The organism is Pantoea sp. NPDC088449 (assembly GCF_044753225.1).
Classification (GTDB): Bacteria; Pseudomonadota; Gammaproteobacteria; order Enterobacterales; family Enterobacteriaceae; genus Pantoea; species Pantoea floridensis.
This window is the reverse complement of record NZ_JBIVMT010000006.1, coordinates 205,781-228,903: the sequence shown is the minus strand read 5'-3', so window position 1 is coordinate 228,903 and position 23,123 is coordinate 205,781. Positions and strand designations below refer to the sequence as shown.

At 50.1% G+C, this 23,123-nt stretch carries 40 protein-coding genes; 6 read left to right on the top strand and 34 right to left on the bottom strand.

What is annotated here, in order from left to right:
• Positions 1 to 251 precede the first annotated feature (251 nt).
• Positions 252 to 806: a gamma carbonic anhydrase family protein gene (locus tag ACIP6T_RS22365; protein ID WP_400459006.1), complete on the top strand. Its 555-nt coding sequence runs from the start codon at positions 252 to 254 to the stop codon at positions 804 to 806.
• Positions 807 to 815: 9 nt separating this feature from the next.
• Here the strand turns inward: ACIP6T_RS22365 and aroE are convergent, their stop codons facing one another.
• The 5 genes from aroE to dprA are packed head-to-tail and all read right to left on the bottom strand — an operon-like array spanning position 816 to position 4,364.
• Entirely contained in the window at positions 816 to 1,637 is an 822-nt protein-coding gene (gene aroE, locus ACIP6T_RS22360) for a shikimate dehydrogenase (protein WP_345828086.1), read from the bottom strand.
• A 3-nt stretch (positions 1,638 to 1,640) separates the two neighbouring features.
• Entirely contained in the window at positions 1,641 to 2,216 is a 576-nt protein-coding gene (gene tsaC / locus ACIP6T_RS22355; RefSeq protein ID WP_400459003.1) for an L-threonylcarbamoyladenylate synthase type 1 TsaC, read from the bottom strand.
• Positions 2,213 to 2,767 carry a type I DNA topoisomerase gene (locus ACIP6T_RS22350; RefSeq protein ID WP_097095843.1) on the bottom strand — a complete coding sequence of 185 codons (555 nt, stop codon included), beginning with the start codon at positions 2,765 to 2,767 and terminating at the stop codon, positions 2,213 to 2,215. The genes tsaC and ACIP6T_RS22350 overlap by 4 nt, the downstream gene beginning before the upstream one ends.
• Before the next feature lie 27 nt (positions 2,768 to 2,794).
• Complete coding sequence (smg, locus tag ACIP6T_RS22345; protein WP_007891699.1) at positions 2,795 to 3,268, bottom strand: DUF494 family protein Smg; 474 nt, start codon at positions 3,266 to 3,268, stop codon at positions 2,795 to 2,797.
• On the bottom strand, positions 3,240 to 4,364 hold the full coding sequence (gene dprA, locus ACIP6T_RS22340) for a DNA-protecting protein DprA (RefSeq protein WP_400458998.1): 1,125 nt from the start codon (positions 4,362 to 4,364) through the stop codon (positions 3,240 to 3,242). Before dprA ends, smg begins: the two co-directional genes overlap by 29 nt.
• 115 nt (positions 4,365 to 4,479) lie before the next feature.
• On the opposite strand from dprA, the gene def reads away from it, so the two are divergent.
• From def to mscL, 5 genes are all read left to right on the top strand, one after another.
• Positions 4,480 to 4,992: a peptide deformylase gene (gene def, locus ACIP6T_RS22335; RefSeq protein WP_008104717.1), complete on the top strand. Its 513-nt coding sequence runs from the start codon at positions 4,480 to 4,482 to the stop codon at positions 4,990 to 4,992.
• A gap of 21 nt (positions 4,993 to 5,013) precedes the next feature.
• Positions 5,014 to 5,958 (top strand): methionyl-tRNA formyltransferase, encoded by a 945-nt coding sequence (fmt, locus tag ACIP6T_RS22330; protein ID WP_400458995.1) that lies wholly within the window; start codon positions 5,014 to 5,016, stop codon positions 5,956 to 5,958.
• 45 nt (positions 5,959 to 6,003) lie between these two features.
• Positions 6,004 to 7,290 (top strand): 16S rRNA (cytosine(967)-C(5))-methyltransferase RsmB, encoded by a 1,287-nt coding sequence (gene rsmB, locus ACIP6T_RS22325; protein ID WP_400458992.1) that lies wholly within the window; start codon positions 6,004 to 6,006, stop codon positions 7,288 to 7,290.
• Between the two features lie 31 nt (positions 7,291 to 7,321).
• On the top strand, positions 7,322 to 8,698 hold the full coding sequence (gene trkA, locus ACIP6T_RS22320; protein WP_097095839.1) for a Trk system potassium transporter TrkA: 1,377 nt from the start codon (positions 7,322 to 7,324) through the stop codon (positions 8,696 to 8,698).
• A 111-nt stretch (positions 8,699 to 8,809) separates the two neighbouring features.
• Complete coding sequence (mscL, locus tag ACIP6T_RS22315; protein ID WP_097095838.1) at positions 8,810 to 9,223, top strand: large-conductance mechanosensitive channel protein MscL; 414 nt, start codon at positions 8,810 to 8,812, stop codon at positions 9,221 to 9,223.
• A 36-nt stretch (positions 9,224 to 9,259) separates the two neighbouring features.
• Here mscL and ACIP6T_RS22310 read toward each other — a convergent pair whose 3' ends face one another.
• The 29 genes from ACIP6T_RS22310 to rplD form a co-directional block, all read right to left on the bottom strand.
• Positions 9,260 to 9,457: an alternative ribosome-rescue factor A gene (locus ACIP6T_RS22310; protein ID WP_097095837.1), complete on the bottom strand. Its 198-nt coding sequence runs from the start codon at positions 9,455 to 9,457 to the stop codon at positions 9,260 to 9,262.
• Between the two features lie 50 nt (positions 9,458 to 9,507).
• The gene (zntR, locus tag ACIP6T_RS22305) at positions 9,508 to 9,945 is read right to left on the bottom strand and encodes a Zn(2+)-responsive transcriptional regulator (RefSeq protein WP_097095836.1); all 438 of its coding nucleotides are present in this window, start codon (positions 9,943 to 9,945) and stop codon (positions 9,508 to 9,510) included.
• 1 nt (position 9,946) lies between these two features.
• Positions 9,947 to 10,336 carry a DUF1992 domain-containing protein gene (locus tag ACIP6T_RS22300; RefSeq protein ID WP_400458987.1) on the bottom strand — a complete coding sequence of 130 codons (390 nt, stop codon included), beginning with the start codon at positions 10,334 to 10,336 and terminating at the stop codon, positions 9,947 to 9,949.
• 113 nt (positions 10,337 to 10,449) lie between these two features.
• A complete protein-coding gene (gene rplQ, locus ACIP6T_RS22295; protein ID WP_008104728.1) occupies positions 10,450 to 10,836 on the bottom strand; it encodes a 50S ribosomal protein L17 in 387 nt (128 codons plus the stop codon).
• Between the two features lie 40 nt (positions 10,837 to 10,876).
• A complete protein-coding gene (locus ACIP6T_RS22290) occupies positions 10,877 to 11,866 on the bottom strand; it encodes a DNA-directed RNA polymerase subunit alpha (protein WP_007891688.1) in 990 nt (329 codons plus the stop codon).
• Positions 11,867 to 11,891: 25 nt separating this feature from the next.
• Positions 11,892 to 12,512 (bottom strand): 30S ribosomal protein S4, encoded by a 621-nt coding sequence (gene rpsD / locus ACIP6T_RS22285; RefSeq protein WP_007891687.1) that lies wholly within the window; start codon positions 12,510 to 12,512, stop codon positions 11,892 to 11,894.
• A 31-nt stretch (positions 12,513 to 12,543) separates the two neighbouring features.
• Entirely contained in the window at positions 12,544 to 12,933 is a 390-nt protein-coding gene (gene rpsK / locus ACIP6T_RS22280) for a 30S ribosomal protein S11 (RefSeq protein WP_004160563.1), read from the bottom strand.
• 16 nt (positions 12,934 to 12,949) lie between these two features.
• Positions 12,950 to 13,306: a 30S ribosomal protein S13 gene (rpsM, locus tag ACIP6T_RS22275; protein WP_034830736.1), complete on the bottom strand. Its 357-nt coding sequence runs from the start codon at positions 13,304 to 13,306 to the stop codon at positions 12,950 to 12,952.
• Between the two features lie 146 nt (positions 13,307 to 13,452).
• The gene (gene rpmJ, locus ACIP6T_RS22270) at positions 13,453 to 13,569 is read right to left on the bottom strand and encodes a 50S ribosomal protein L36 (RefSeq protein WP_004160566.1); all 117 of its coding nucleotides are present in this window, start codon (positions 13,567 to 13,569) and stop codon (positions 13,453 to 13,455) included.
• 32 nt (positions 13,570 to 13,601) lie between these two features.
• A complete protein-coding gene (gene secY, locus ACIP6T_RS22265) occupies positions 13,602 to 14,933 on the bottom strand; it encodes a preprotein translocase subunit SecY (RefSeq protein WP_007891686.1) in 1,332 nt (443 codons plus the stop codon).
• 7 nt (positions 14,934 to 14,940) lie between these two features.
• Entirely contained in the window at positions 14,941 to 15,375 is a 435-nt protein-coding gene (gene rplO / locus ACIP6T_RS22260; RefSeq protein ID WP_097095834.1) for a 50S ribosomal protein L15, read from the bottom strand.
• Between the two features lie 3 nt (positions 15,376 to 15,378).
• A complete protein-coding gene (rpmD, locus tag ACIP6T_RS22255; RefSeq protein WP_021186404.1) occupies positions 15,379 to 15,558 on the bottom strand; it encodes a 50S ribosomal protein L30 in 180 nt (59 codons plus the stop codon).
• Between the two features lie 5 nt (positions 15,559 to 15,563).
• A complete protein-coding gene (gene rpsE / locus ACIP6T_RS22250) occupies positions 15,564 to 16,064 on the bottom strand; it encodes a 30S ribosomal protein S5 (RefSeq protein WP_007891679.1) in 501 nt (166 codons plus the stop codon).
• Positions 16,065 to 16,078: 14 nt separating this feature from the next.
• Positions 16,079 to 16,432 (bottom strand): 50S ribosomal protein L18, encoded by a 354-nt coding sequence (gene rplR / locus ACIP6T_RS22245; RefSeq protein ID WP_007891678.1) that lies wholly within the window; start codon positions 16,430 to 16,432, stop codon positions 16,079 to 16,081.
• Between the two features lie 9 nt (positions 16,433 to 16,441).
• Positions 16,442 to 16,975: a 50S ribosomal protein L6 gene (gene rplF / locus ACIP6T_RS22240; protein ID WP_008104735.1), complete on the bottom strand. Its 534-nt coding sequence runs from the start codon at positions 16,973 to 16,975 to the stop codon at positions 16,442 to 16,444.
• A 12-nt stretch (positions 16,976 to 16,987) separates the two neighbouring features.
• A complete protein-coding gene (rpsH, locus tag ACIP6T_RS22235; protein ID WP_007891668.1) occupies positions 16,988 to 17,380 on the bottom strand; it encodes a 30S ribosomal protein S8 in 393 nt (130 codons plus the stop codon).
• A gap of 32 nt (positions 17,381 to 17,412) precedes the next feature.
• A complete protein-coding gene (rpsN, locus tag ACIP6T_RS22230; RefSeq protein ID WP_007891666.1) occupies positions 17,413 to 17,718 on the bottom strand; it encodes a 30S ribosomal protein S14 in 306 nt (101 codons plus the stop codon).
• Positions 17,719 to 17,732: 14 nt separating this feature from the next.
• Complete coding sequence (gene rplE, locus ACIP6T_RS22225) at positions 17,733 to 18,272, bottom strand: 50S ribosomal protein L5 (protein ID WP_097095833.1); 540 nt, start codon at positions 18,270 to 18,272, stop codon at positions 17,733 to 17,735.
• A gap of 14 nt (positions 18,273 to 18,286) precedes the next feature.
• Complete coding sequence (gene rplX, locus ACIP6T_RS22220; protein ID WP_097095832.1) at positions 18,287 to 18,601, bottom strand: 50S ribosomal protein L24; 315 nt, start codon at positions 18,599 to 18,601, stop codon at positions 18,287 to 18,289.
• A gap of 10 nt (positions 18,602 to 18,611) precedes the next feature.
• Positions 18,612 to 18,983, bottom strand: coding sequence for a 50S ribosomal protein L14 (rplN, locus tag ACIP6T_RS22215; RefSeq protein ID WP_006120590.1), 372 nt, complete (start codon positions 18,981 to 18,983; stop codon positions 18,612 to 18,614).
• A gap of 169 nt (positions 18,984 to 19,152) precedes the next feature.
• Entirely contained in the window at positions 19,153 to 19,407 is a 255-nt protein-coding gene (gene rpsQ / locus ACIP6T_RS22210) for a 30S ribosomal protein S17 (protein ID WP_007891663.1), read from the bottom strand.
• The gene (gene rpmC, locus ACIP6T_RS22205; protein WP_084938330.1) at positions 19,407 to 19,595 is read right to left on the bottom strand and encodes a 50S ribosomal protein L29; all 189 of its coding nucleotides are present in this window, start codon (positions 19,593 to 19,595) and stop codon (positions 19,407 to 19,409) included. The genes rpsQ and rpmC overlap by 1 nt, the downstream gene beginning before the upstream one ends.
• On the bottom strand, positions 19,595 to 20,005 hold the full coding sequence (gene rplP / locus ACIP6T_RS22200; RefSeq protein ID WP_002438716.1) for a 50S ribosomal protein L16: 411 nt from the start codon (positions 20,003 to 20,005) through the stop codon (positions 19,595 to 19,597). Before rplP ends, rpmC begins: the two co-directional genes overlap by 1 nt.
• A 12-nt stretch (positions 20,006 to 20,017) precedes the next feature.
• Entirely contained in the window at positions 20,018 to 20,716 is a 699-nt protein-coding gene (gene rpsC, locus ACIP6T_RS22195) for a 30S ribosomal protein S3 (protein WP_007891660.1), read from the bottom strand.
• A 17-nt stretch (positions 20,717 to 20,733) separates the two neighbouring features.
• Positions 20,734 to 21,066: a 50S ribosomal protein L22 gene (rplV, locus tag ACIP6T_RS22190; protein ID WP_007891659.1), complete on the bottom strand. Its 333-nt coding sequence runs from the start codon at positions 21,064 to 21,066 to the stop codon at positions 20,734 to 20,736.
• A 13-nt stretch (positions 21,067 to 21,079) separates the two neighbouring features.
• Positions 21,080 to 21,358 carry a 30S ribosomal protein S19 gene (gene rpsS / locus ACIP6T_RS22185; RefSeq protein WP_001138115.1) on the bottom strand — a complete coding sequence of 93 codons (279 nt, stop codon included), beginning with the start codon at positions 21,356 to 21,358 and terminating at the stop codon, positions 21,080 to 21,082.
• 16 nt (positions 21,359 to 21,374) lie between these two features.
• A complete protein-coding gene (gene rplB / locus ACIP6T_RS22180; RefSeq protein ID WP_007891654.1) occupies positions 21,375 to 22,196 on the bottom strand; it encodes a 50S ribosomal protein L2 in 822 nt (273 codons plus the stop codon).
• A 17-nt stretch (positions 22,197 to 22,213) separates the two neighbouring features.
• Positions 22,214 to 22,516 carry a 50S ribosomal protein L23 gene (gene rplW, locus ACIP6T_RS22175; RefSeq protein ID WP_007891652.1) on the bottom strand — a complete coding sequence of 101 codons (303 nt, stop codon included), beginning with the start codon at positions 22,514 to 22,516 and terminating at the stop codon, positions 22,214 to 22,216.
• Positions 22,513 to 23,118, bottom strand: a complete 606-nt coding sequence (gene rplD, locus ACIP6T_RS22170) for a 50S ribosomal protein L4 (protein ID WP_007891650.1) — start codon at positions 23,116 to 23,118, stop codon at positions 22,513 to 22,515. Before rplD ends, rplW begins: the two co-directional genes overlap by 4 nt.
• Between the last annotated feature and the right edge of the window lie 5 nt (positions 23,119 to 23,123).

Here is a 23,123-nt window from a genome sequence, read left to right as displayed (position 1 = left end):
TTCAGCGTTTTCATCCGGCGGGATGAATTTCTTCACTCCCTGCTGAGCCGCCTGCGTTGCCGCTTTGCCGTCTCAGTGGTGGCGCATTATAGGGATCCGAATTTTTTGCACAACCCCTTTTTTCGATCTTTTTAATCGACTGGCGAGTTTTCATTCTTTTCGCTGCGATCGCGAGCGATCTGTTCAAAAATCATCTTGTTTATCCGGCTTTTAAACCGCAGGCTTGGGTAAAAATGTAAAAGGAGAAGATCATGTCTACAGCCCTACGACCTTATAAGAACCATTTTCCGCAAGCCGGCGATCGCGTGATGATCGATTGCAGCAGCGTGGTGGTGGGTGAAGTACAGCTCGCCGATGACGTCAGCATTTGGCCGCTGGTTGCGATTCGTGGTGACGTAAATAGAGTGGTGATTGGTAAAAGAAGCAATATCCAGGACGGCAGCGTACTGCACGTCACGCATAAATCCACCAGCAACCCAGAAGGTTTTCCACTGCTCATTGGCGAAGACGTGACGGTGGGCCATAAAGCGATGTTGCACGGCTGTACTATCGGAAATCGTGTACTGGTTGGTATGGGATCGATTCTGCTGGACGGTGTAATTGTTGAAGATGATGTGATGATTGGCGCTGGTAGTTTGGTGCCGCCAGGCAAGCGACTGGAGAGTGGCTACCTCTATTTGGGCAGCCCGGTTAAACAAGTACGACCGCTGAGTGAAGCTGAAATCACCGGGCTGCTCTATTCATCCAACAATTACGTGAGTTGGAAGAATGAGTATCTCGATCAGGAAAGCAAAGTCCATTCTTGATCGTCAAATTTATCGCTGCTGCATCGCCTGCTTTAGCGTGGTAATTACTGGCGTGATCTCTGGCATCACGCCATGCCACAGTTGGAAAGCATGAGCGGCTTGTCCCACCAGCATGCCAACACCGTCTGCCAGCTGCTGTGCGCCCTGCTGCTGGCACCACTGTAGAAATGGCGTCAACCCCTGTTGATAAAACATGTCATAGCAACGCGTTTGTGGATTAATAAGCGATGCAGCTAACGCCGGCACCTTGCCATCGACACCGCTTGAAGTCGCATTAATGATCAGATCAAATTGCTGACCCGCTAATTGCTCGAAGCTGGCCGCTTTGATTTCCCCGTTATGCTGGAAAATATTTGCCAGCTGCTCGGCACGTTCAACCGTGCGGTTCACCACCACTAATGAACATCCAAAAGAGAGAAGCGGTAGAATCACGCCTCGCGCTGCACCACCGGCCCCCACCAGCAGGATACGATCGTCCGACTGGATCATCTGCAAGCGTTCCAGATCGCTTAGCAAACCAATACCATCCGTGTTATCACCAAAGATTTTGCCCTGCGCATCTTTCTTTAATGTGTTCACCGCCCCGGATAATGCCGCGCGCTCGCTAAGCTCATCCGCAAATTCCCATGCCTGCTGTTTGAAAGGCAGCGTGACATTGGCCCCTTTACCACCATTCGCAAAGAAGTCTGTGATCGACTGGGGAAAACCCTCTAAGGGTGCACACTCACTGCCATATCGATGATCAATGCCGGTTTGCTCAGCAAAGAGGCTATGGATAAAAGGTGATTTGCTGTGGGCAATGGGATTACCAAAAACGGCAAAGTTTTTCATAAATTAACCCTGGCGAATAAGTTCACCGCTAATAACATCGCGGATCTCAGAAGGATTCAGGCGTCCACCGGTTTCAGCGTGTAATACTGGAAACTCAGCACCAAATTGCTGGGCAACTTCTTCCACATTACGACAAGGCGGCTCACCGGAAAGATTGGCACTGGTCGAAACCAGCGGTTTACCAAAACCACGGCATAAAGCCTGGACATCAGGATGATCGCTAACGCGGATTGCCAGTGAATCAAATCGTCCAGTGAGCCAGCGCGGCGTGTGTGGCGACGCGGGCACCACATAAGTCACCGGGCCGGGCCAGCTCGCAAACATACGTTCGCGCTGAAGTACAGTAAGTTCACGATCGGCGATGTAAGGTTCAAGTTGCGCGTAATCAGCTGCAATCAGAATAAGACCTTTATCGACTGGACGCTGCTTGAGCGCCAGAAGCGCCATTACGGCATTTTCACTATCGGGATCGCAGCCCAAGCCGAATACGGCTTCGGTTGGGTAAGCGATAACTTCCTCCTGCTGGAGTTGCTCAATACAAAAATCGAGGCTTCCTGCTAAATACTGACTTGGCTTCATGATGATTCTTGGTCCTGAACGATTGGCTTACCGCAGCGTTTGCTGGCGCAAAAGCGCTTCATGCCCTGTGCGGTTTTCTTCTCTATTAATAAGGGGAACTGACAATGCGGGCAAACACCTTCAATCGGCGTTGCATTAATTGCAAACTGACAATCTGGGTAGCGATCGCACGAGTGAAAAGTTTTGCCATATCGCGAGCGACGCTGTACGAGTTTACCGCTCTGACATTGCGGACAAGCAATGGCTGTTTCATCAGGCTTGTCGATGGTTTCTGTGTAATCGCACTCGGGATAGTGGCTACAACCAATGAACATGCCAAAGCGTCCCTGCCGCAGAACTTTGTCTGCACCACATTTCGGGCAGGCATGCCCTTCCAGCACTTTAACAACGTGCCCATCGCCATGGCTCTTCAGCGGACGAATGTAATCACAGGTTGGATAATTGACACACCCCAGGAAAGGACCGTGTTTGCCAGAGCGTATAACTAATTCTGCCCCGCAAGCGGGGCAGGGATCGTGTTTAGGCACGGAGAATAGTGCTGATTTACTCATATTACCGGTTGCATTAATCGAAGATTATTAATGCAGCATACCTTCATTGACGTCGAATAACAGTTCTTCCATTTGCTGATAGGCGTTTTCACATCCTGGAATGTTAAACAGCACCATCAACACCACCCATTTGAGATCTTCAAGATCGAATTCCAGGGTATCGAGGGCCATTACACGTTCGATGACCATCTCGCGCGTTTCCATATTCAGCACCTGAACCTGCTCCAGGAACAAAATAAAACCGCGACACTCGGCATCTAAACGCTGATTTTCCTCTTCCGTGTAGATTCGCATGGAGAGCGGATCGTTTGCCATGAGCACAGGCGCAACCAAGCCTTCCTGATAATCCGCTAACCGTTCAAGCCAATTCAACGCATTGTAGATATCTTCACGATGAAAACCGGCGTCGGTTAAGTCATCGGTCAATTTATCCTGATCAACGCGCATTTCAGCTTCGTTGTGGATATATGTCTCAAACAAGTACATAAGTACGTCGAACATGGCATGCCCTCCTCAATCGGACATAGCCGCCGGGTACAGCTGCGATCCATCCTGCTAACTCCAGCTCCAGCAAATGGGCTGCGGTAACTGGCACAGGTTGGCCGGCACGTTCAGCGACGACGTCAACAGGTGTAACCTCATCACCTACGTTAGCCAACACAGTTGCAAATGGCAATGGAACATCGTCACTGTCTTGTGAATATATTGTTTCTGAAGTGCTATCGGGCAACCATTGCAGCGTTGAATGTAAGTCCTCAAGAATATTGTTGGGGTGCGCCACCAGGAGCGCCCCTTGCTGGATAAGCCAGTGTGTTCCTTCGCTACCCGGATTGCCAAGCGAACCGGGTAACGCATAAACGTTACGATTTTGTTCCAAAGCATAGCGTGCTGTAACTAACGAACCGCTTTTCAGCGAGGCCTCTATCACCAACACCCCCAAGCTCAAACCACTGATGATACGATTACGTCGAGGAAAGTTGACCGCATGCGGGGCCATATCAAGTGGGAATTCAGAAATCAATGCGCCGCCACTGCTAATGATTTCTCGCGCCAGCGATTGATGGCTTTTAGGGTAGATATGTTGCAGACCACTCCCCAGCACCGCCACGGTTTTGCCCTGTGCTTCTAACGCAGCTCGATGCGCCACGCCATCAATGCCGCGAGCTAAACCACTGGTAATAGTTAATCCACTTAGCGCCAATTGCTGAGTAAACCAGCTTCCCCATTGTTTGCCATAATGGGTGCAATGACGGCTCCCTACCACGCCCAGTTGCGGTGTTTGCAGAGCATTCACACTTCCGGCGACATACAGTAATGATGGACGTCGGCTGATTTCCGTTAACGCCGAAGGATAATCTTCATCTATGCAGGCAACTAAATGATGCTCTTCATGCTCTAGCCATAAATACGTTCTTTCTAATTGGCGCGGACATATCTCCCTAAACTGTTGCCGCTGTATTTCGCTCAATCCATGATCTGACAAGAGACCATCATCAACAGGGGCACTATCCTGCAGCGCCAAGGCTAAATGTCTGACAAGCTGGCTGCTTAATCCTTTGACATTCGCCAACCTGAGCATCCATTCAATTTTCTCCATGCCAAACTCCCTGTCAGCCGCGCTATCATGCGGTGCAATGCTGTCAATCGGGCATCAAAAAGTCTACAATATGAGGCAGTAATCTTTTCTTTAACGCATACAGATCTGGATATTTATGTCAGTTTTGCAGGTATTACATTTCCCTGATGATCGCCTTCGCAAAATCGCTGCGCCGGTGGCTACCGTAAACGCAGACGTTCAGCGTATTGTCGACGACATGTTCGAAACCATGTACGCCGAAGAAGGTATTGGCTTAGCGGCTACTCAGGTTGATATTCATCAGCGCATCATTGTGATTGATGTTTCTGAAAATCGTGACGAGCGTTTGGTACTCATCAACCCGGAATTGCTAGAGAAAAGCGGTGAAACCGGGATTGAAGAAGGCTGCCTTTCTATCCCTGAGCAACGAGCGTTTGTACCGCGGGCTGAATGGGTCAAAGTGCGTGCGCAGGATCGCGATGGTAAAAGCTTTGAGCTTGAAACCGATGGCCTGCTGGCGATTTGTATCCAGCATGAAATCGATCATCTTGATGGCAAACTCTTCATTGATTATCTGTCGCCACTTAAACGTCAGCGTATTAAACAGAAACTGGAAAAGTTGGCCCGCCTTAACGCACGCGAAGATTAAGCGCGAATAGAAGGTTAAACTGTGTCTGCACCGCTCAAAATTATCTTTGCCGGTACACCTGACTTCGCAGCGCGTCATCTTGACGCGCTGCTTGCTTCTGAGCATCAGGTTATTGGTGTCTTTACCCAGCCCGATCGTCCTGCCGGACGCGGAAATAAACTCACACCGAGTCCAGTAAAAGTGCTGGCACAGGCGCATGATGTGCCAGTGTATCAACCGAAATCCTTGAAGCCTGAAGAGAATCAGCAGCTGGTTGCCGCTCTGCAGGCCGACATTATGGTGGTTGTCGCATATGGTTTGATCCTGCCGAAAGCAGTGCTGACAATGCCGCGCCTGGGTTGTATTAATGTGCACGGTTCGCTTTTGCCGCGCTGGCGCGGTGCCGCCCCGATTCAACGTTCACTTTGGGCTGGGGACAACGAAACCGGTGTGACCATCATGCAAATGGATGTTGGCCTCGATACCGGTGACATGCTGCATAAGCTTTCTTGTCCAATTACCGCGGAAGACACGAGCGCTTCACTCTATGAAAAGCTGGCACAGCTCGGTCCACAGGGCATGCTGTTAACGCTGGATTTGCTGGCAAGTGGTCAGGCTCAGCCTGAAGTGCAAGATGAAGCGCTAGTCTCTTACGCGGAAAAGCTGAGCAAAGAGGAGGCGCGCCTCGATTGGTCGCTTTCTGCTGTGCAGTTGGAACGTTGTATCCGTGCCTTCAATCCATGGCCAATGAGCTACTTCATGGTGGATGAACAGCCGGTAAAGGTGTGGCAGGCGAGCGTTTTGCCGCATCAAAATAAACAACCGGGTGAGATATTGTATGCCGATAAACAGGGTATTCAGATTGCGACAGCCGATGGCGTGCTCAATCTACTGTCACTCCAACCTGCCGGTAAAAAAGCCATGTCCGCACAGGACCTGCTAAATTCGCGCCGTGAATGGTTCACTCCTGGAACTGTTTTGGCCTGATCCTCCAAGCCCGGTTAAACCGGGCTTTTTGTTTGATAAATGAAAATGAAAAAGACAATCAACCTGCGTAGCCTAGCCGCGCAACTCATCGAACGCGTTGTGGATAAAGGCGAATCGCTTAGCGCTGTTTTGCCTGGTGCGCAAAAAACGTTATCCGATAAAGATGGCGCACTGCTGCAAGAGCTGTGCTTCGGCGTGATGCGCACATTGCCACAGCTGGAAGCCTTGATTGGTAAATTGATGGAGCGCACCTTAACCGGTAAACAGCGTGTGTTGCATTATTTGCTGATGGTGGGGCTTTATCAGTTGCTCTACACCCGCGTACCTGCGCATGCGGCTCTGGCAGAAACCGTTGCGGGTGCTGAAGCTCTTAAGCGCGCAAATTTGAAAGGTCTACTCAATGGCGTACTACGCCAGTTCCAGCGCCAGCAGGAAACACTGCTAGCCGAAGTCGATCAAGGCACACAACGTTACTGGCATCCCGGCTGGTTATTGAAACGTCTGCAGGCGGCATGGCCAGAACAGTGGCAGCACATTGTTGAAGCAAACAATCAGAGGCCGCCGATGTGGCTACGCGTCAATCGCCAGCATCACGATCGCAATGCCTGGCTGGCGTTACTGCAGGCAGAAGAGAAAGTGGCTTTCGCGGGCGACGCATCCGATGCCTTGCGTCTTGAGTTTCCCGCTCCAGTTAGCCATCTGCCAGGTTTCGAACAAGGCTGGGTGACGGTGCAGGATCTCTCGGCACAACGTTGCGCGCTGCTGCTTGAGCCTAAGGATGGTGAATCCATTCTCGATCTCTGCGCCGCGCCAGGGGGCAAAACCACACATATTCTTGAAATTGCCCCGCAGGCAAAAGTATTAGCCGTCGATATTGATCAGCAACGTTTGCTCCGCGTGCATGAAAATCTGCAACGCTTGGGTATGCAGGCCGAGGTGCGCCAGGGGGACGGGCGTACACCAGCAGAGTGGTGTGGCGACAGGCAGTTTGATCGCATCTTGCTGGATGCACCTTGCTCAGCCACTGGCGTTATTCGCCGCCATCCAGACATCAAGTGGTTGCGACGCGATCGAGATATTTCTGAGCTGGCGAATTTGCAGCGTGAAATTCTCGAGGCCGTTTGGCCACGCCTGAAGTCCGGCGGCACAATGATTTACGCCACTTGTTCAATCCTGCCTGAAGAGAACCATCAGCAAATCAGTGCCTTTTTAGCGGCACACGGTGATGCCGTAGCAGAGGCAATCCCACAAGGACAAATCAATGGCTGGCAGGTATTCCCAACCGTCGATGGCGGTGACGGCTTCTTCTACGCTAAGCTGATGAAAAAATAGTGCGGCACACTCTGACAAGAGCATCTAAGCCATGAAAATCATTATCCTCGGCGCCGGTCAGGTCGGCGGAACTCTCGCAGAAAATCTGGTGGGGGAAAACAACGATATTACGGTAGTTGATAGCGATGCGGCCCGACTGCGACTGCTGCAAGACAAATTTGACCTGCGCGTTGTACATGGCCATGGTTCACACCCACGAATCCTGCGCGAAGCGGGTGCCGAAGATGCCGACATGTTGGTGGCGGTAACCAACTCCGACGAAACCAATATGGTGGCTTGCCAGATTGCCTATTCACTTTTTAATACGCCAAACCGCATCGCGCGGATCCGTGCGGCAGAATATTTACGCGATGCTGAGAAATTGTTTGTGCCTGAAGCAGTACCCATTGATCATCTGATTTCTCCGGAACAGTTGGTTATTGATAATATCTATCGTCTTATCCAGTATCCAGGCGCGCTTCAGGTAGTCAATTTTGCCGAAGGCAAAGTGAGTCTTGCGGTAGTAAAAGCTTATTACGGTGGCCCGCTGGTAGGAAACCCTTTATCTATCATGCGTGAGCATATGCCACATATTGATACTCGTGTTGCCGCCATTTTCCGCCAGGATCGTCCGATTCGCCCGCAAGGTTCCACTATCGTAGAGGCCGGCGATGAGGTGTTCTTTATTGCAGCGAGTCAGCATATTCGCGCGGTAATGAGCGAGATGCAGCGCCTGGAAAAACCTTATAAACGCATCATGCTGGTTGGTGGCGGCAATATCGGCTTTGGCCTGGCGCAGCGTCTGGAAAAACAATATAGCGTGAAGTTAATTGAGCGCAATCAACAACGCGCGGCAGAACTGGCTGAACGTCTACACGATACCATTGTTTTTTATGGCGATGCTTCGGATCAGGAACTGCTGGCCGAAGAGCATGTTGATCAGGTCGATCTCTTCATTGCCGTTACCAATGATGATGAAGCCAACATTATGTCAGCAATGCTGGCTAAGAAAATGGGGGCTAAAAAAGTAATGGTGCTGATCCAGCGCCGCGCCTATGTAGATCTGGTGCAAGGAAGCGTGATCGACATTGCGATCTCTCCACAACAAGCCACTATCTCCGCTTTATTGAGCCATGTTCGTAAAGCCGATATTGTCGGCGTCTCATCACTACGTCGCGGCATTGCTGAAGCTATCGAAGCCATCGCACACGGCGATGAAACCACTTCGCGCGTGGTTGGACGGTTAATAGAAGATATTAAGCTACCACCCGGAACGATAATTGGTGCCGTTGTCCGCGGTGATGAAGTCATCATTGCAAATGATAATGTGCGTGTAGAACAAGGCGACCATGTAATTATGTTCCTGACAGATAAGAAATTTGTCCCGGATGTTGAGCGTCTTTTCCAGCCGAGTCCTTTCTTCCTCTAAATACTGCGGGTTCTGGCCCGCAGCCAAAAATTACGCTTAATCCGTTGTTATAATGGCAATTGCGCGAAGGTTTGTTAGACTTTAGCAATTGGCCAAGGCAAGGAGATAACAATGAGTTTATTCAAAGAGTTTCGTGATTTTGCAATGCGCGGGAACGTAGTAGATCTGGCTGTCGGTGTGATCATTGGTGCCGCTTTCGGCAAGATTGTATCCTCATTAGTCGCTAACATCATTATGCCACCCCTTGGCTTGCTGATTGGCGGCGTCGATTTCAAACAGTTTAAATGGGTATTAAAACCTGCAGAAGGTGATATCCCGGCAGTGGTTATGGAGTACGGTAATTTTATTCAGACCGTTTTTGATTTTGTGATTGTTGCCTTTGCCATCTTCCTGGCAATTAAAGTAATGAATAAGCTGTATCAGAAAAAAGAAGTTGAAAAGGCTGCACCAAAGCCAACGAATGAAGAGTTACTGCTTACTGAAATTCGCGATCTGTTAAAGCAAAATAATCAAGAAAAATTATGATAAAAAGCCGCCTGAATTAGGCGGCTTTTTTGATTGTTAGCAGAAGGCCAGTGATAAACTTTTCTGCTTATCACTGGCCTCCCAGTTACGCCCTTTTGCGTGTTTGTCTTTTCGTTGATAGCTGCCCTTTCCTTTCTCATTCTTTTCAATACGCTGACGAAACAGCGGATCATGTAGCAGTGCTTCAAGTGCATTATCCTTGATTTTACCTTTTTGATGCTGATAGCGGCTCATCTTGTCCTCCGATTAGTAACGGCGCAACTATATTCCTTTCATTACAAAACTCAATCCTTGCTGCAACAAATTTCAGGATGAGGCTCTTCACCCTTTTCCAGGGCTTCCAGAATTGAACAGCAAGCGCTGCTATGCAAATCACCGCAGCAAGTTTCGGCTAAACGGTGCAACGATCGTTGGATCGTCTGCAATTCTGCGATCATGCCATTCACTTCGTCCAAACGCTTCGCAACAATGGCTTTTGATTCCTGGCAGGTATGATGTTCCGGATCGATACGGATCGACAAAAGACCGCGGATTGAATCCAGACTAAATCCGAGTTGACGTCCATAGCGAATAAAACGCAGGCGTTGTAAATCGTCCTCGTTGTAAAGACGAAAGCCACCTTCGGTACGTACCTCGTGATTCATCATCTGCTGTTTTTCATAAAAGCGGATGGTATCGGGCGTAACATCCGCCATTTTTGCCAGCTGGCCGATCCGATACATGCTATTCCTCCTGCTGCAAACGTTGATGAATAACGTCGCTATATTCACCGTGCAGGAAGTCGGTACTGATTCCAGCCTGGTGAAGTTTTATTTTAAGCAGCGTTAAACGTTTCGATAATTCCCGCGCTTTTTCATTATCTGGATTTAATTCTCGATCTGGATTTAATTCTCGCAACAAATCATGAAGTGCTAATGCTTCGCGACGCATCTCCAGTTCCGGTGGCAAATAGCCGGAGTTTTTCAACAGGCGATGAGCAGTGCGTAGTTCTACCGGCACTCCGCTATCATCCTCTAAATGTAAAGGTGCACCCTCTCCGGGCAGATTGCTCAGCTCACCTTTTTCCTGAGCCTCGCGGATGTGCTGCTCAACAAGTTGATCGATTAGCCACATAAGTGAGCTCCAGACGGTGATATCTGCCAACAGCATAACGAAAGAGGAGGAAATGGAAAGGAATTACGGACAATAAAAAACCCGCCGAAGCGGGTCTTTTACGTTACTGCAAATTACTCTGCAGTAGCTTCTGCTTGAGCTTCTGGACGATCAACCAGCTCGATGTAAGCCATCGGAGCGTTGTCACCAGCACGGAAGCCACACTTCAAAATGCGAGTGTAACCACCGGCACGGCTCGCGAAACGCGGGCCCAGCTCGTTAAACAGTTTTGCCACGATCTCGTTATCACGAGTGCGGGCGAATGCCAGACGACGATTAGCTACGCTGTCGGTCTTGGCAAGAGTAATCAGCGGCTCAACTACGCGGCGCAGCTCTTTGGCTTTCGGCAGAGTCGTCTTAATGATCTCATGACGAACCAGAGAACCAGCCATGTTGCGGAACATAGCCTGACGATGGCTGCTGTTGCGGTTCAGTTGACGACCACTCTTACGATGGCGCATGACCTTATCCTTCTCAGTGAAACCTTAACCTGTGATCCGGTTATTCATCAGCAATGCTTGCCGGTGGCCAGTTTTCCAGGCGCATGCCCAGAGACAAACCACGTGAAGCAAGCACATCTTTAATCTCGGTAAGAGATTTTTTACCCAGGTTAGGCGTTTTAAGCAGCTCAACCTCGGTACGCTGTACCAGATCACCGATGTAGTGGATAGCTTCTGCCTTAAGGCAGTTAGCAGAGCGGACAGTCAATTCCAGATCGTCAACAGGGCGCAGCAGGATCGGATCGAATTCTGGTTTCTCTTCTTTCACTTCCGGCTGACGTACATCACGTAAGTCAACGAAAGCTTCAAGTTGTTCTGCCAGGATGGTCGCCGCACGACGAATCGCCTCTTCAGGATCGATTGTGCCATTGGTTTCCATTTCGATGACCAGCTTGTCCAGGTCGGTACGCTGTTCTACACGCGCTGCTTCAACATTGTAGGCAATACGGTCTACAGGGCTGTAGCAAGCGTCAACCAACAGACGGCCGATTGGGCGCTCATCTTCTTCCGAATGAATTCGGGCAGAAGCCGGCACATAACCACGACCACGCTGAACTTTGATACGCATGCTAATAGATGCGTTTTCATCGGTCAGATGGCAGATCACATGCTGCGGCTTGACGATTTCAACATCACCGTCGTGGGTGATGTCGGCTGCAGTCACAGGGCCAATGCCAGATTTATTCAGAGTAAGGATAACTTCATCTTTGCCCTGAACTCTTACCGCCAACCCTTTCAGGTTAAGCAGGATTTCCAGGATATCTTCCTGTACGCCCTCTTTGGTGGAGTACTCATGAAGCACACCATCAATCTCAACCTCGGTCACCGCGCAACCCGGCATGGAAGAAAGCAGAATACGGCGCAGTGCGTTACCAAGAGTATGGCCAAAGCCACGCTCTAACGGCTCAAGGGTCACCTTGGCGTGCGTCGAACTCACTTGCTCGATATCTACCAGGCGCGGTTTTAGAAACTCTGTCACAGAACCCTGCATTGTGTCCTCTCTTTGGTACTAAGCTTTACTTAGAGTAAAGCTCGACGATCAGGTGTTCGTTAATGTCCGCAGACAGATCGGTACGTTCAGGAATACGCTTGAACACACCTTCCATCTTAGTAGCATCAACTTCCAGCCAGGTTGGCTTTTCACGCTGCTCAGCCAGCTCCAGAGCGGCCTTCACGCGAGATTGCTGTTTGGCTTTCTCACGGATGCTTACGACATCATTCGGAGATACCTGATAAGAAGCGATGTTAACAACGCGGCCGTTCACCAGGATAGATTTATGGCTAACCAGCTGGCGTGCTTCTGCACGAGTGGCGCCAAAGCCCATACGGTAAACTACGTTATCCAGACGGCCTTCCAGCAGAGCCAGCAGGTTTTCACCTGTGTTGCCTTTCAGACGTGCTGCTTCTTTATAGTAGTTGCGGAACTGACGCTCCAGCACGCCGTACATACGACGAACTTTTTGCTTTTCACGCAACTGGCCGCCGTAGTCAGACAGACGCGGTTTACGCGCACCATGCTGACCAGGTGGTTGTTCAATTTTGCACTTGGTATCGATCGCGCGAACGCCAGACTTAAGGAATAAGTCGGTACCCTCACGACGGCTCAGCTTGAGCTTAGGACCCAAATATCTTGCCATTTTCTTTCTCCAACTAACCTAAAAACGGGCGTTAAACGCGACGTTTTTTCGGCGGACGACAACCGTTGTGAGGGATTGGAGTCACATCAGTAATATTAGTGATGCGGAAACCAGCAGCGTTCAGAGCACGAATTGTTGATTCGCGGCCTGGACCTGGACCCTTAACCATAACTTCCAGATTCTTAATACCGTAATCTTTCACTGCTTCTGCACAGCGCTCTGCAGCTACCTGGGCAGCAAACGGAGTAGATTTACGTGAACCGCGGAAACCGGAACCACCGGCGGTTGCCCAACCCAGTGCGTTACCCTGACGATCAGTAATGGTAACGATGGTGTTGTTAAAAGATGCATGGACATGAGCCACGCCATCTGAGACTTGTTTTCTTACACGCTTACGTGCACGAACTGGTGCCTTTGCCATTATTTACTCACCCCGATTATTTCTTGATCGGTTTACGCGGACCCTTACGGGTACGTGCATTGGTCTTAGTACGCTGACCGCGAACTGGCAGACCACGACGATGGCGTAAACCACGATAGCAACCAAGGTCCATCAGACGCTTGATGCTCAGGGTGATTTCACGGCGCAGATCACCTTCAACAACGAATTTACCAACTGCTTCACGCAGCTGTTCAATTTGTTCTTCAGACAGCTCTCTGATCTTAACATTTTCAGCGATACCCGTTGAAGCGCAGATGGCTTTAGAACGGGTCTTACCGATACCGAAGATCGAAGTTAATGCGATCACGGTATGTTTTTGATCAGGAATGTTAATGCCTGCTATACGGGCCACTATGCACTCCTATAATTAAACAAATGCGTCCCATGCTGAAAAGCCCGTTTTCAGGATACTCAAATGGTAACGCATCGACATACAAAAGATTGGCTGGCTAATCTAGCCAGCTCAACCCGACTTTGCAAGAAAAATATGTGACAATATCAGCCTTGGCGCTGTTTATGCTTTGGCTCGGCGCTGCAAATCACACGTACGACACCGTCGCGGCGAATGATTTTGCAGTTACGACATAATTTCTTGACGGAAGCACGAACTTTCATTTTTACTCTCCGTAACTTCTCAAGCACCCGAATTAACGGCCGTAGCCCTTCAGGTTAGCTTTCTTCAATGCAGACTCGTACTGACTCGACATCATCAGAGTTTGCACTTGAGCCATAAAGTCCATGATGACGACCACTACAATGAGCAGTGATGTACCGCCAAAGTAGAATGGAACTTTCATAGCATCACGCATGAACTCCGGGATCAGGCAGATAAACGTAATATACAGTGCGCCGATTAAGGTCAGACGTGTCATTACTTTATCGATATACTTCGCCGTTTGCTCTCCCGGACGAATTCCCGGTACGAATGCACCAGACTTCTTCAGGTTATCTGCTGTTTCACGTGGGTTGAATACCAACGCCGTATAGAAGAAACAGAAGAAGATGATTGCAGTCGCATAGAGTAGCACATAAAGCGGCTGTCCTGGTTGCAAATACAGCGAAATTGTTGTCAGCCAGTTCCAACCGGTTCCGCCCCCAAACCATGATGCTATGGTCGCTGGGAACAGAATAATGCTGGAAGCAAAAATAGCTGGGATTACGCCCGCCATGTTCACTTTCAACGGTAAATGTGTGCTCTGTGCAGCATATACACGACGACCTTGCTGACGTTTAGCGTAGTTGACCACAATGCGGCGCTGGCCACGCTCTACGAAAATAACAAAGAACGTCACTGCAAATACTAGAACTGCAACCAACAGCAACAGAAGGAAGTGCAGGTCACCTTGCCGCGCTTGCTCGATGGTATGGCCAATGGCCGGCGGGAGACCCGCAACGATACCAGCGAAGATAATGATCGAGATACCGTTGCCGATACCTCGTTCAGTAATCTGTTCACCCAGCCACATCAGGAACATCGTCCCGGTAACCAGACTTACAACAGCGGTAAAATAGAATGCAAAACCTGGATTCATTACCAGCCCTTGCATTCCAGGCATATTCGGTAGACCGGTAGCAATACCGATCGACTGGAATACAGCCAGAACCAGTGTGCCATAGCGAGTGTACTGGCTAATCTTACGACGACCAGCTTCACCCTCTTTCTTAATCTCAGCTAACGCCGGATGAACCACCGTTAACAGCTGGATAATAATAGAGGCCGAAATGTACGGCATAATACCCAGCGCGAAGATTGAGGCTCGACTGAGAGCACCACCAGAGAACATGTTAAACATTTCAATGATGGTGCCACGCTGTTGCTCAAGCAGTTTGGCAAGTACAGTGGCATCGATACCGGGGATTGGAATAAAAGAGCCAATGCGGAAGACAATGAGTGCACCGATTACAAACAACAGTCTGCGCTTCAGTTCACCAAAGCCACCTTTGGCACTTTGAAAATCTAATCCCGGTTGCTTTGCCATCTGCTACTTATTCCTCGATTTTACCGCCAGCAGCTTCGATTGCAGCACGAGCACCTTTGGTGACACGCAGACCGCGAACCGTTACCGGTGCAGAAACTTCACCAGAGAGAATCACTTTCGCGAATTCAATCTGAACACCGATAATATTGGCCGCTTTCAGCGTATTCAGGTCAACAATACCGCCTTCAACTTTCGCCAGATCAGACAGACGAACTTCTGTGGTGATCATTGCTTTGCGAGAGGTGAAACCGAATTTCGGCAGACGACGATACAGAGGCATCTGACCACCCTCGAAACCGCGACGTACGCCACCGCCAGAACGAGAGTTCTGACCTTTGTGACCACGACCACCAGTTTTACCGAGGCCAGAACCGATACCACGACCCAGACGCTTAGTAGCGTGTTTAGACCCTTCGGCCGGAGACAGAGTGTTTAAACGCATCTCTTACTCCTCCACTTTCAGCATGTAGGAAATCGCGTTAACCATACCGCGTACTGCAGGCGTGTCTTCACGCTCTACGGTGTGGCCAATGCGACGCAGACCCAAGCCAACCAGAGTCGCTTTGTGCTTAGGCAGGCGGCCGATTGAACTGCGGGTTTGTGTAATTTTAATTGTCTTAGCCATCGTGATTACCCCAGAATTTCTTCAACGGATTTACCACGCTTGGCAGCGACCATTTCCGGAGAATTCATATTGCCCAGGCCATCGATAGTTGCACGAACCACGTTAATCGGGTTAGTAGAACCATACGCTTTAGCCAGAACGTTATGTACTCCAGCGACTTCTAAAACGGCGCGCATTGCACCGCCGGCGATGATACCGGTACCTTCAGAAGCCGGCTGCATGAACACACGAGAACCCGTGTGAGCACCTTTAACAGGGTGCTGCAGGGTGCCGTGAGTCAGCGCGACGTTAATCATATTGCGACGGGCTTTCTCCATCGCTTTCTGGATCGCTGCTGGAACTTCACGCGCTTTACCGTAACCAAAACCAACGCGGCCGTTACCATCACCCACTACAGTCAGTGCGGTGAAGGAGAAAATACGACCACCTTTTACAGTTTTAGATACACGGTTTACCGCGATCAGTTTTTCCTGCAGTTCGCCAGCTTGTTTCTCGATGTTTGACATCTTAGACCTCTACCTTAGAACTGAAGGCCAGCTTCACGGGCAGCATCTGCCAGTGCCTGGACACGACCATGATATTGGAACCCGGAACGGTCGAAAGAGACATTTTTGATGCCTTTCTCAACAGCGCGCTCAGCCAGAGCTTTACCTACAGCTGCAGCGGCGTCTTTGTTACCGGTATACTTCAGTTGTTCGGCAATAGCTTTTTCTACAGTAGAAGCAGCAACCAGAACTTCGGAACCGTTCGGGGCGATCACCTGTGCGTAGATATGACGCGGGGTACGATGTACCACCAGGCGAGTAGCACCCAGCTCTTTGAGCTTGCGACGTGCACGGGTCGCACGACGGATACGAGCAGATTTCTTATCCATAGTGTTACCTTACTTCTTCTTAGCCTCTTTGGTACGCACGACTTCGTCGGCGTAACGAACACCCTTGCCTTTGTAAGGCTCAGGACGACGGTAGGCGCGCAGATCAGCTGCAACCTGACCAATCAGCTGTTTATCAGCGCCTTTCAGCACGATCTCAGTCTGAGTTGGACATTCAGCAGTGATGCCGGCCGGCAGTGCATGGTCAACAGGGTGAGAGAAGCCCAGGGCCAAGCTCACAGAGTTGCCTTTAACAGCTGCACGATAACCAACACCAACCAGTTGCAGCTTCTTGGTGAAGCCTTCGGTAACACCGATAACCATGCCGTTCAGCAGCGCACGAGCAGTACCTGCTTGTGCCCAACCATCCGCATAACCTTCGCGTGGAGCGAAAGTCAGGGCGTTGTCTGCATGCTTAACTTCTACAGCACTGTTGATAGTACGAGTCAGCTCGCCGTTTTTGCCTTTGATCGAAACTTCCTGACCGCTGAGTTTTACCTCTACGCCCGCAGGAACAACGACAGGTGCTTTTGCAACACGAGACATTTTATCCTCCGATTACGCTACGTAGCAGATAATTTCGCCACCAAGACCAGCTTGGCGCGCTGCACGATCAGTCATGACACCTTTAGAGGTAGAGATTACAGCGATGCCCAGACCAGCCATTACTTTTGGCAGCTCATCTTTTTTCTTATAGATGCGCAGACCTGGACGGCTAACACGCTGAATGCTCTCAACCACAGCCTTGCCCTGGAAATATTTAAGTGTTACTTCCAGCTCAGACTTGATGTCGCCTTCGATTTTAAAATCTTCAATATAGCCTTCTTCCTTCAGCACGTTGGCAATTGCCACTTTCAGCTTGGAGGAAGGCATAGAGACCGCAACTTTGTTCGCGGCCTGACCGTTACGGATACGGGTCAGCATATCCGCGATCGGATCTTGCATGCTCATCTGTGTTACTCCCGTGATTCAAATGGTGACAATTACCAGCTAGCCTTTTTAAGACCCGGGATTTCACCGCGCATTGCGGCTTCACGGACCTTGATACGGCTCAACCCAAACTTCCGCAGGAAACCGTGCGGACGACCTGTCTGACGGCAGCGGTTACGCTGACGTGAAGGGCTGGAATCACGCGGCAGACTCTGCAGCTTGAGAACGGCATCCCAACGGTCTTCGTCGGACGCGTTCACATCAGAAATGATCGCTTTCAGTTCAACACGCTTAGCGAAGAACTTGTCTGCTAATTTCACACGCTTAACTTCGCGTGCTTTCATAGATTGCTTAGCCATTAAGTAACCCTACCTTACTTGCGGAACGGGAAGTCAAAGGCAGCCAGCAGAGCACGGCCTTCATCATCAGATTTCGCAGTAGTGGTAATGGTAATATCCAAACCACGAACGCGATCGACTTTGTCATAATCGATTTCTGGGAAGATGATCTGCTCACGAACGCCCATGCTGTAGTTACCACGACCGTCGAAAGACTTCGCAGATAAACCACGGAAGTCACGGATACGAGGTACAGCAACAGTGATCAGACGCTCAAAGAACTCCCACATGCGCTCGCCGCGCAGAGTTACTTTACAGCCGATCGGATAGCCCTGACGGATTTTGAAGCCTGCAACTGATTTGCGTGCTTTGGTGATCAGCGGTTTTTGACCGGAGATTGCTGCCAGGTCTGCTGCTGCGTTATCCAGCAGTTTCTTGTCAGCGATCGCTTCACCAACACCCATGTTCAGGGTGATCTTCTCGACCCGAGGGACTTGCATGACAGAATTGTAGCCGAACTCTGTCATGAGTTTCTGGACTACTTCGTCTTTGTAGTAATCATGCAGTTTCGCCATCGTACTACTCCAAATTACTTGATAGTTTCGCTATTAGACTTGAAGAAACGGACTTTTTTGCCGTCTTCGAATCTAAAGCCTACACGGTCAGCCTTGCCGGTTGCCGCATTGAAGAGTGCAACGTTAGAAACCTGAATAGCAGCTTCTTTTTCAACGATGCCGCCTGGTTGGTTCAGGGCCGGGACCGGCTTCTGATGTTTCTTAACCAGGTTGATACCTTCAACGATGACCTTACCAGAAGTCAGGACATTCTTTACTTTACCGCGTTTACCTTTGTCTTTGCCGGTAAGCACGATAACTTCGTCGTTACGACGGATTTTCGCTGCCATTGCTCGCTCCTTAGAGTACTTCTGGTGCCAGAGAGATAATTTTCATGAACTTTTCAGTACGAAGTTCACGAGTTACCGGCCCAAAAATACGCGTACCGATAGGTTGCTCGCTGTTATTGTTTAAAATAACGCATGCATTACCATCGAAGCGAATGACAGAACCGTCCGGGCGACGAACACCCTTCCTGGTGCGCACCACTACCGCTTTCAGGACATCACCTTTTTTCACCTTGCCACGAGGAATTGCTTCCTTGATGGTCACTTTGATGATATCGCCGACGCCTGCGTAGCGACGGTGCGAGCCACCCAGAACCTTGATACACATTACGCGACGTGCACCGGAGTTGTCGGCGACGTTCAGCATAGTCTGTTCTTGGATCATTTTAGTGCTCCGCTAATGTCAACTACTACTTCGGGACCCAAACCTCAGGTCGTTAAAAAGCCCCATAATTGAGGGCGCGGCATTATAACACCGGTTCTCGCACATGGGTAGAAAAAATGAACGGCTCAGACGAGCCGTTCATTTTATTTTTTAGAGGAAGCGGATTCTATTACAGAACCGCTTTCTCTACAACGCGAACCAGCGTCCAAGACTTAGTCTTAGACAGCGGACGAGTTTCGCGGATTTCTACCACGTCACCAATACCGCATTCGTTGTTCTCGTCATGGATGTGCAGCTTAGTCGTACGCTTGATGAATTTACCGTAGATCGGGTGTTTCACGACACGTTCGATAGCAACAACTGCAGATTTCTGCATTTTGTCACTAATAACACGACCCTGCAGAGTACGGATTTTATCGGTCATTACGCCGCCTTCTCAGTCAGTAAAGTCTTAACACGTGCAACATTACGGCGCACTTGCTTCAACAGATGGGTCTGCTGAAGTTGGCCGGATGCTGCTTGCATGCGCAGGTTAAACTGCTCACGCAGCAGGTTAAGTAGCTCAGTGTTCAGCTCTTCAACGCTTTTTTCACGCAGCTCATTTGCTTTCATTACATCACCGTCTTAGTAACAAAGGTGGTTTTGATAGGCAGTTTTGCTGCTGCCAGCTTGAAGGCTTCACGGGCCAGCTCTTCCGGAACGCCGTCCATTTCATACAGGACTTTACCCGGTTGAATGAGGGCAACCCAATACTCCACGTTACCCTTACCTTTACCCATACGCACTTCCAGCGGCTTCTCGGTAATTGGTTTGTCCGGGAATACACGGATCCAAATTTTACCTTGACGCTTAACTGCACGGGTCATAGCACGACGTGCTGCTTCGATCTGACGAGCAGTCAGACGACCACGGCCAACAGCTTTCAGACCGAAAGTACCGAAGCTGACATCCGTACCTTGCGCCAGACCACGGTTGCGGCCTTTGTGCACTTTACGGAATTTCGTACGCTTTGGTTGTAACATCAGCGACTCTCCTTACTTACGGCCTTTACGCTGCTGCTTTTTAGGTTGAGCAGCCGGTTCCGGTTGTTCAACAGCAGCCATACCACCCAGGATCTCGCCTTTGAAGATCCATACCTTAACGCCGATTACACCATAAGTGGTGTGCGCTTCAGAGGTGTTGTAGTCAATGTCTGCACGCAGTGTGTGCAACGGTACGCGACCTTCACGGTACCATTCGGTACGTGCGATCTCGGCACCGCCCAAACGGCCGCTGACTTCAACTTTAATACCCTTCGCGCCCAGACGCATTGCGTTCTGTACAGCACGCTTCATAGCACGACGGAACATCACACGACGCTCCAGCTGTGAAGTGATGCTATCAGCAACCAATTTAGCGTCCAGTTCCGGCTTACGGACTTCGGCGATATTGATCTGTGCAGGAACGCCAGCGATTTTCGCGACGACCGTACGCAGTTTTTCTACGTCTTCACCTTTCTTACCGATAACGATACCCGGGCGAGCAGTGTGAATAGTCACACGGATGCTCTTAGCCGGACGCTCGATAACGATACGAGATACAGACGCTTTAGACAGTTCCTTAGTCAGGAACTGACGGACTTTAAAATCGCTGTCCAGGTTGTCAGCGAATTCTTTGGTGTTCGCAAACCAGGTAGAGTTCCATGGTTTTACAATACCCAGGCGAATACCATTAGGATGTACTTTCTGACCCATTGCTAGTCTCCAGAGTCTCAGCGATCGGACACAACCACAGTAATGTGGCTGGTGCGCTTCAGGATGCGATCTGCACGACCTTTCGCACGCGGCATAATGCGCTTCATGCTTGGGCCTTCGTCTACGAAGATTTTCGCGACTTTCAGATCGTCGATATCAGCGCCATCGTTGTGTTCGGCGTTCGCAATGGCAGATTCCAGGACTTTCTTAACCAACACAGCAGCTTTCTTGTTGGTGTAGGTCAGAATATCCAGAGCCTGCGACACTTTCTTACCGCGAATCAGGTCTGCCACCAGGCGAACCTTCTGAGCAGAAGAACGAGCATGGCGATGTTGAGCAATAGTTTCCATCTCTTCCTCCTACTTATTTCTTCTTGGCTTTCTTATCTGCAGCATGGCCGCGATAAGTACGTGTCGGTGCAAATTCACCCAGTTTGTGGCCGACCATTTCGTCGGAAACAAAGACAGGAACGTGCTGACGACCATTATGGACAGCGATGGTCAAACCGATCATGTTAGGGAAGATCGTTGAACGACGGGACCAAGTGCGCAGGGGCTTCTTGTCACCGCTTTCCACCGCTTTCTCTACCTTCTTCAGCAAGTGCAGGTCAATAAAAGGACCTTTCTTGAGAGAACGTGGCATGGCTTATCCTCTAAAATTATTTGCTACGGCGACGTACGATAAATTTATCAGTACGCTTGTTGCTACGGGTCTTCTTACCTTTGGTCTGAACGCCCCACGGAGTTACCGGGTGCTTACCAAAGTTACGACCTTCACCACCACCGTGCGGGTGATCGACTGGGTTCATCGCAGTACCGCGAACGGTAGGACGAACACCACGCCAACGGGTTGCACCAGCTTTACCCAGTACGCGCAGCATGTGCTCAGAGTTGCCGACTTCGCCGAGAGTTGCACGACATTCGGATTCAACTTTGCGCATTTCGCCTGAACGCAGACGCAGGGTAACGTAGGAACCTTCACGCGCAACGATCTGCACGTAAGTACCGGCTGAGCGAGCAATCTGACCGCCTTTGCCTGGTTTCATTTCTACGTTATGAACGGTAGAACCCACCGGGATGTTACGCATCGGCAGGGTATTACCTGCTTTAATCGCAGCATCAACGCCAGATTGAATCTGATCGCCGGCTTTCAGGCCTTTAGGGGCCAGGATGTAACGGCGCTCGCCATCTTTGTACAGAACCAGTGCGATGTTCGCAGAACGGTTCGGATCGTACTCAAGACGCTCAACAACTGCTGGGATACCATCTTTGTTGCGTTTGAAGTCAACAATACGGTAAGCCTGCTTGTGACCACCACCGATATGACGGGTAGTGATACGACCATTGTTGTTACGACCACCGGATTTGCTGTTTTTTTCTACCAGCGGGGCAAATGGTTTGCCCTTGTGCAGCTCTGGGTTCACCACTTTAACTACGTGACGACGACCCGGAGATGTCGGTTTACATTTAACAACTGCCATTGTCTTTCTCCTCCGACTTACTCAGCGCCGCCGACGAAGTCCAGATTCTGGCCTTCCTTCAGGGTGACGTAAGCTTTTTTCCAGTCGCTACGACGACCGATACGCTGTCCGTGACGCTTAACTTTCCCTTTAACGACCAGGGTGTTTACGTCTTTAACTTCTACTTCGAACAGTTTCTCAACAGCAGCAACGATCTCTGCTTTGGTCGCGTCTTTAGCAACTTTGAGAACGATGGTATTGGTTTTTTCCATCGCAGTAGATGCTTTTTCTGATACGTGCGGTGCACGCACTACTTTCAGCAGACGTTCTTCACGGATCATGCCAGCATCTCCTCAACTTGCTTAACTGCTTCCGCAGTCATAACGACTTTGTCGAAGGCGATCAGGCTAACTGGGTCGATGCCCGCTGCATCACGCACGTCAACCTTGTACAGGTTACGCGCAGCCAGGAACAGATTCTCATCCAGTTCACCGGTGATGATCAGCACATCTTGCAGCGCCATGTCTTTCAGTTTCTGTACCAGCAGCTTAGTTTTAGGCGCTTCTACAGAGAACGTCTCGACAACGATCAGACGGTCCTGACGTACCAGCTCGGACAGAATGCTTTTCAGCGCGCCGCGGTACATCTTTTTATTAACTTTTTGACTGTGGTCCTGCGGACGCGCAGCGAAGGTCACGCCACCTGAACGCCAGATCGGGCTCTTAACAGAACCTGAACGCGCACGGCCGGTACCCTTCTGGCGCCAAGGCTTTTTGCCTGAACCAGTTACTTCAGCACGAGTTTTCTGCGCACGAGTACCCTGACGAGCACCTGCGGCATAAGCAACAACAACCTGGTGAACCAGCGCTTCGTTGAAATCACGACCGAAGGTAGTTTCGGAAACAGTCAGCGCGCTCTGCGCGTCTTTCAGTACTAATTCCATTGCTA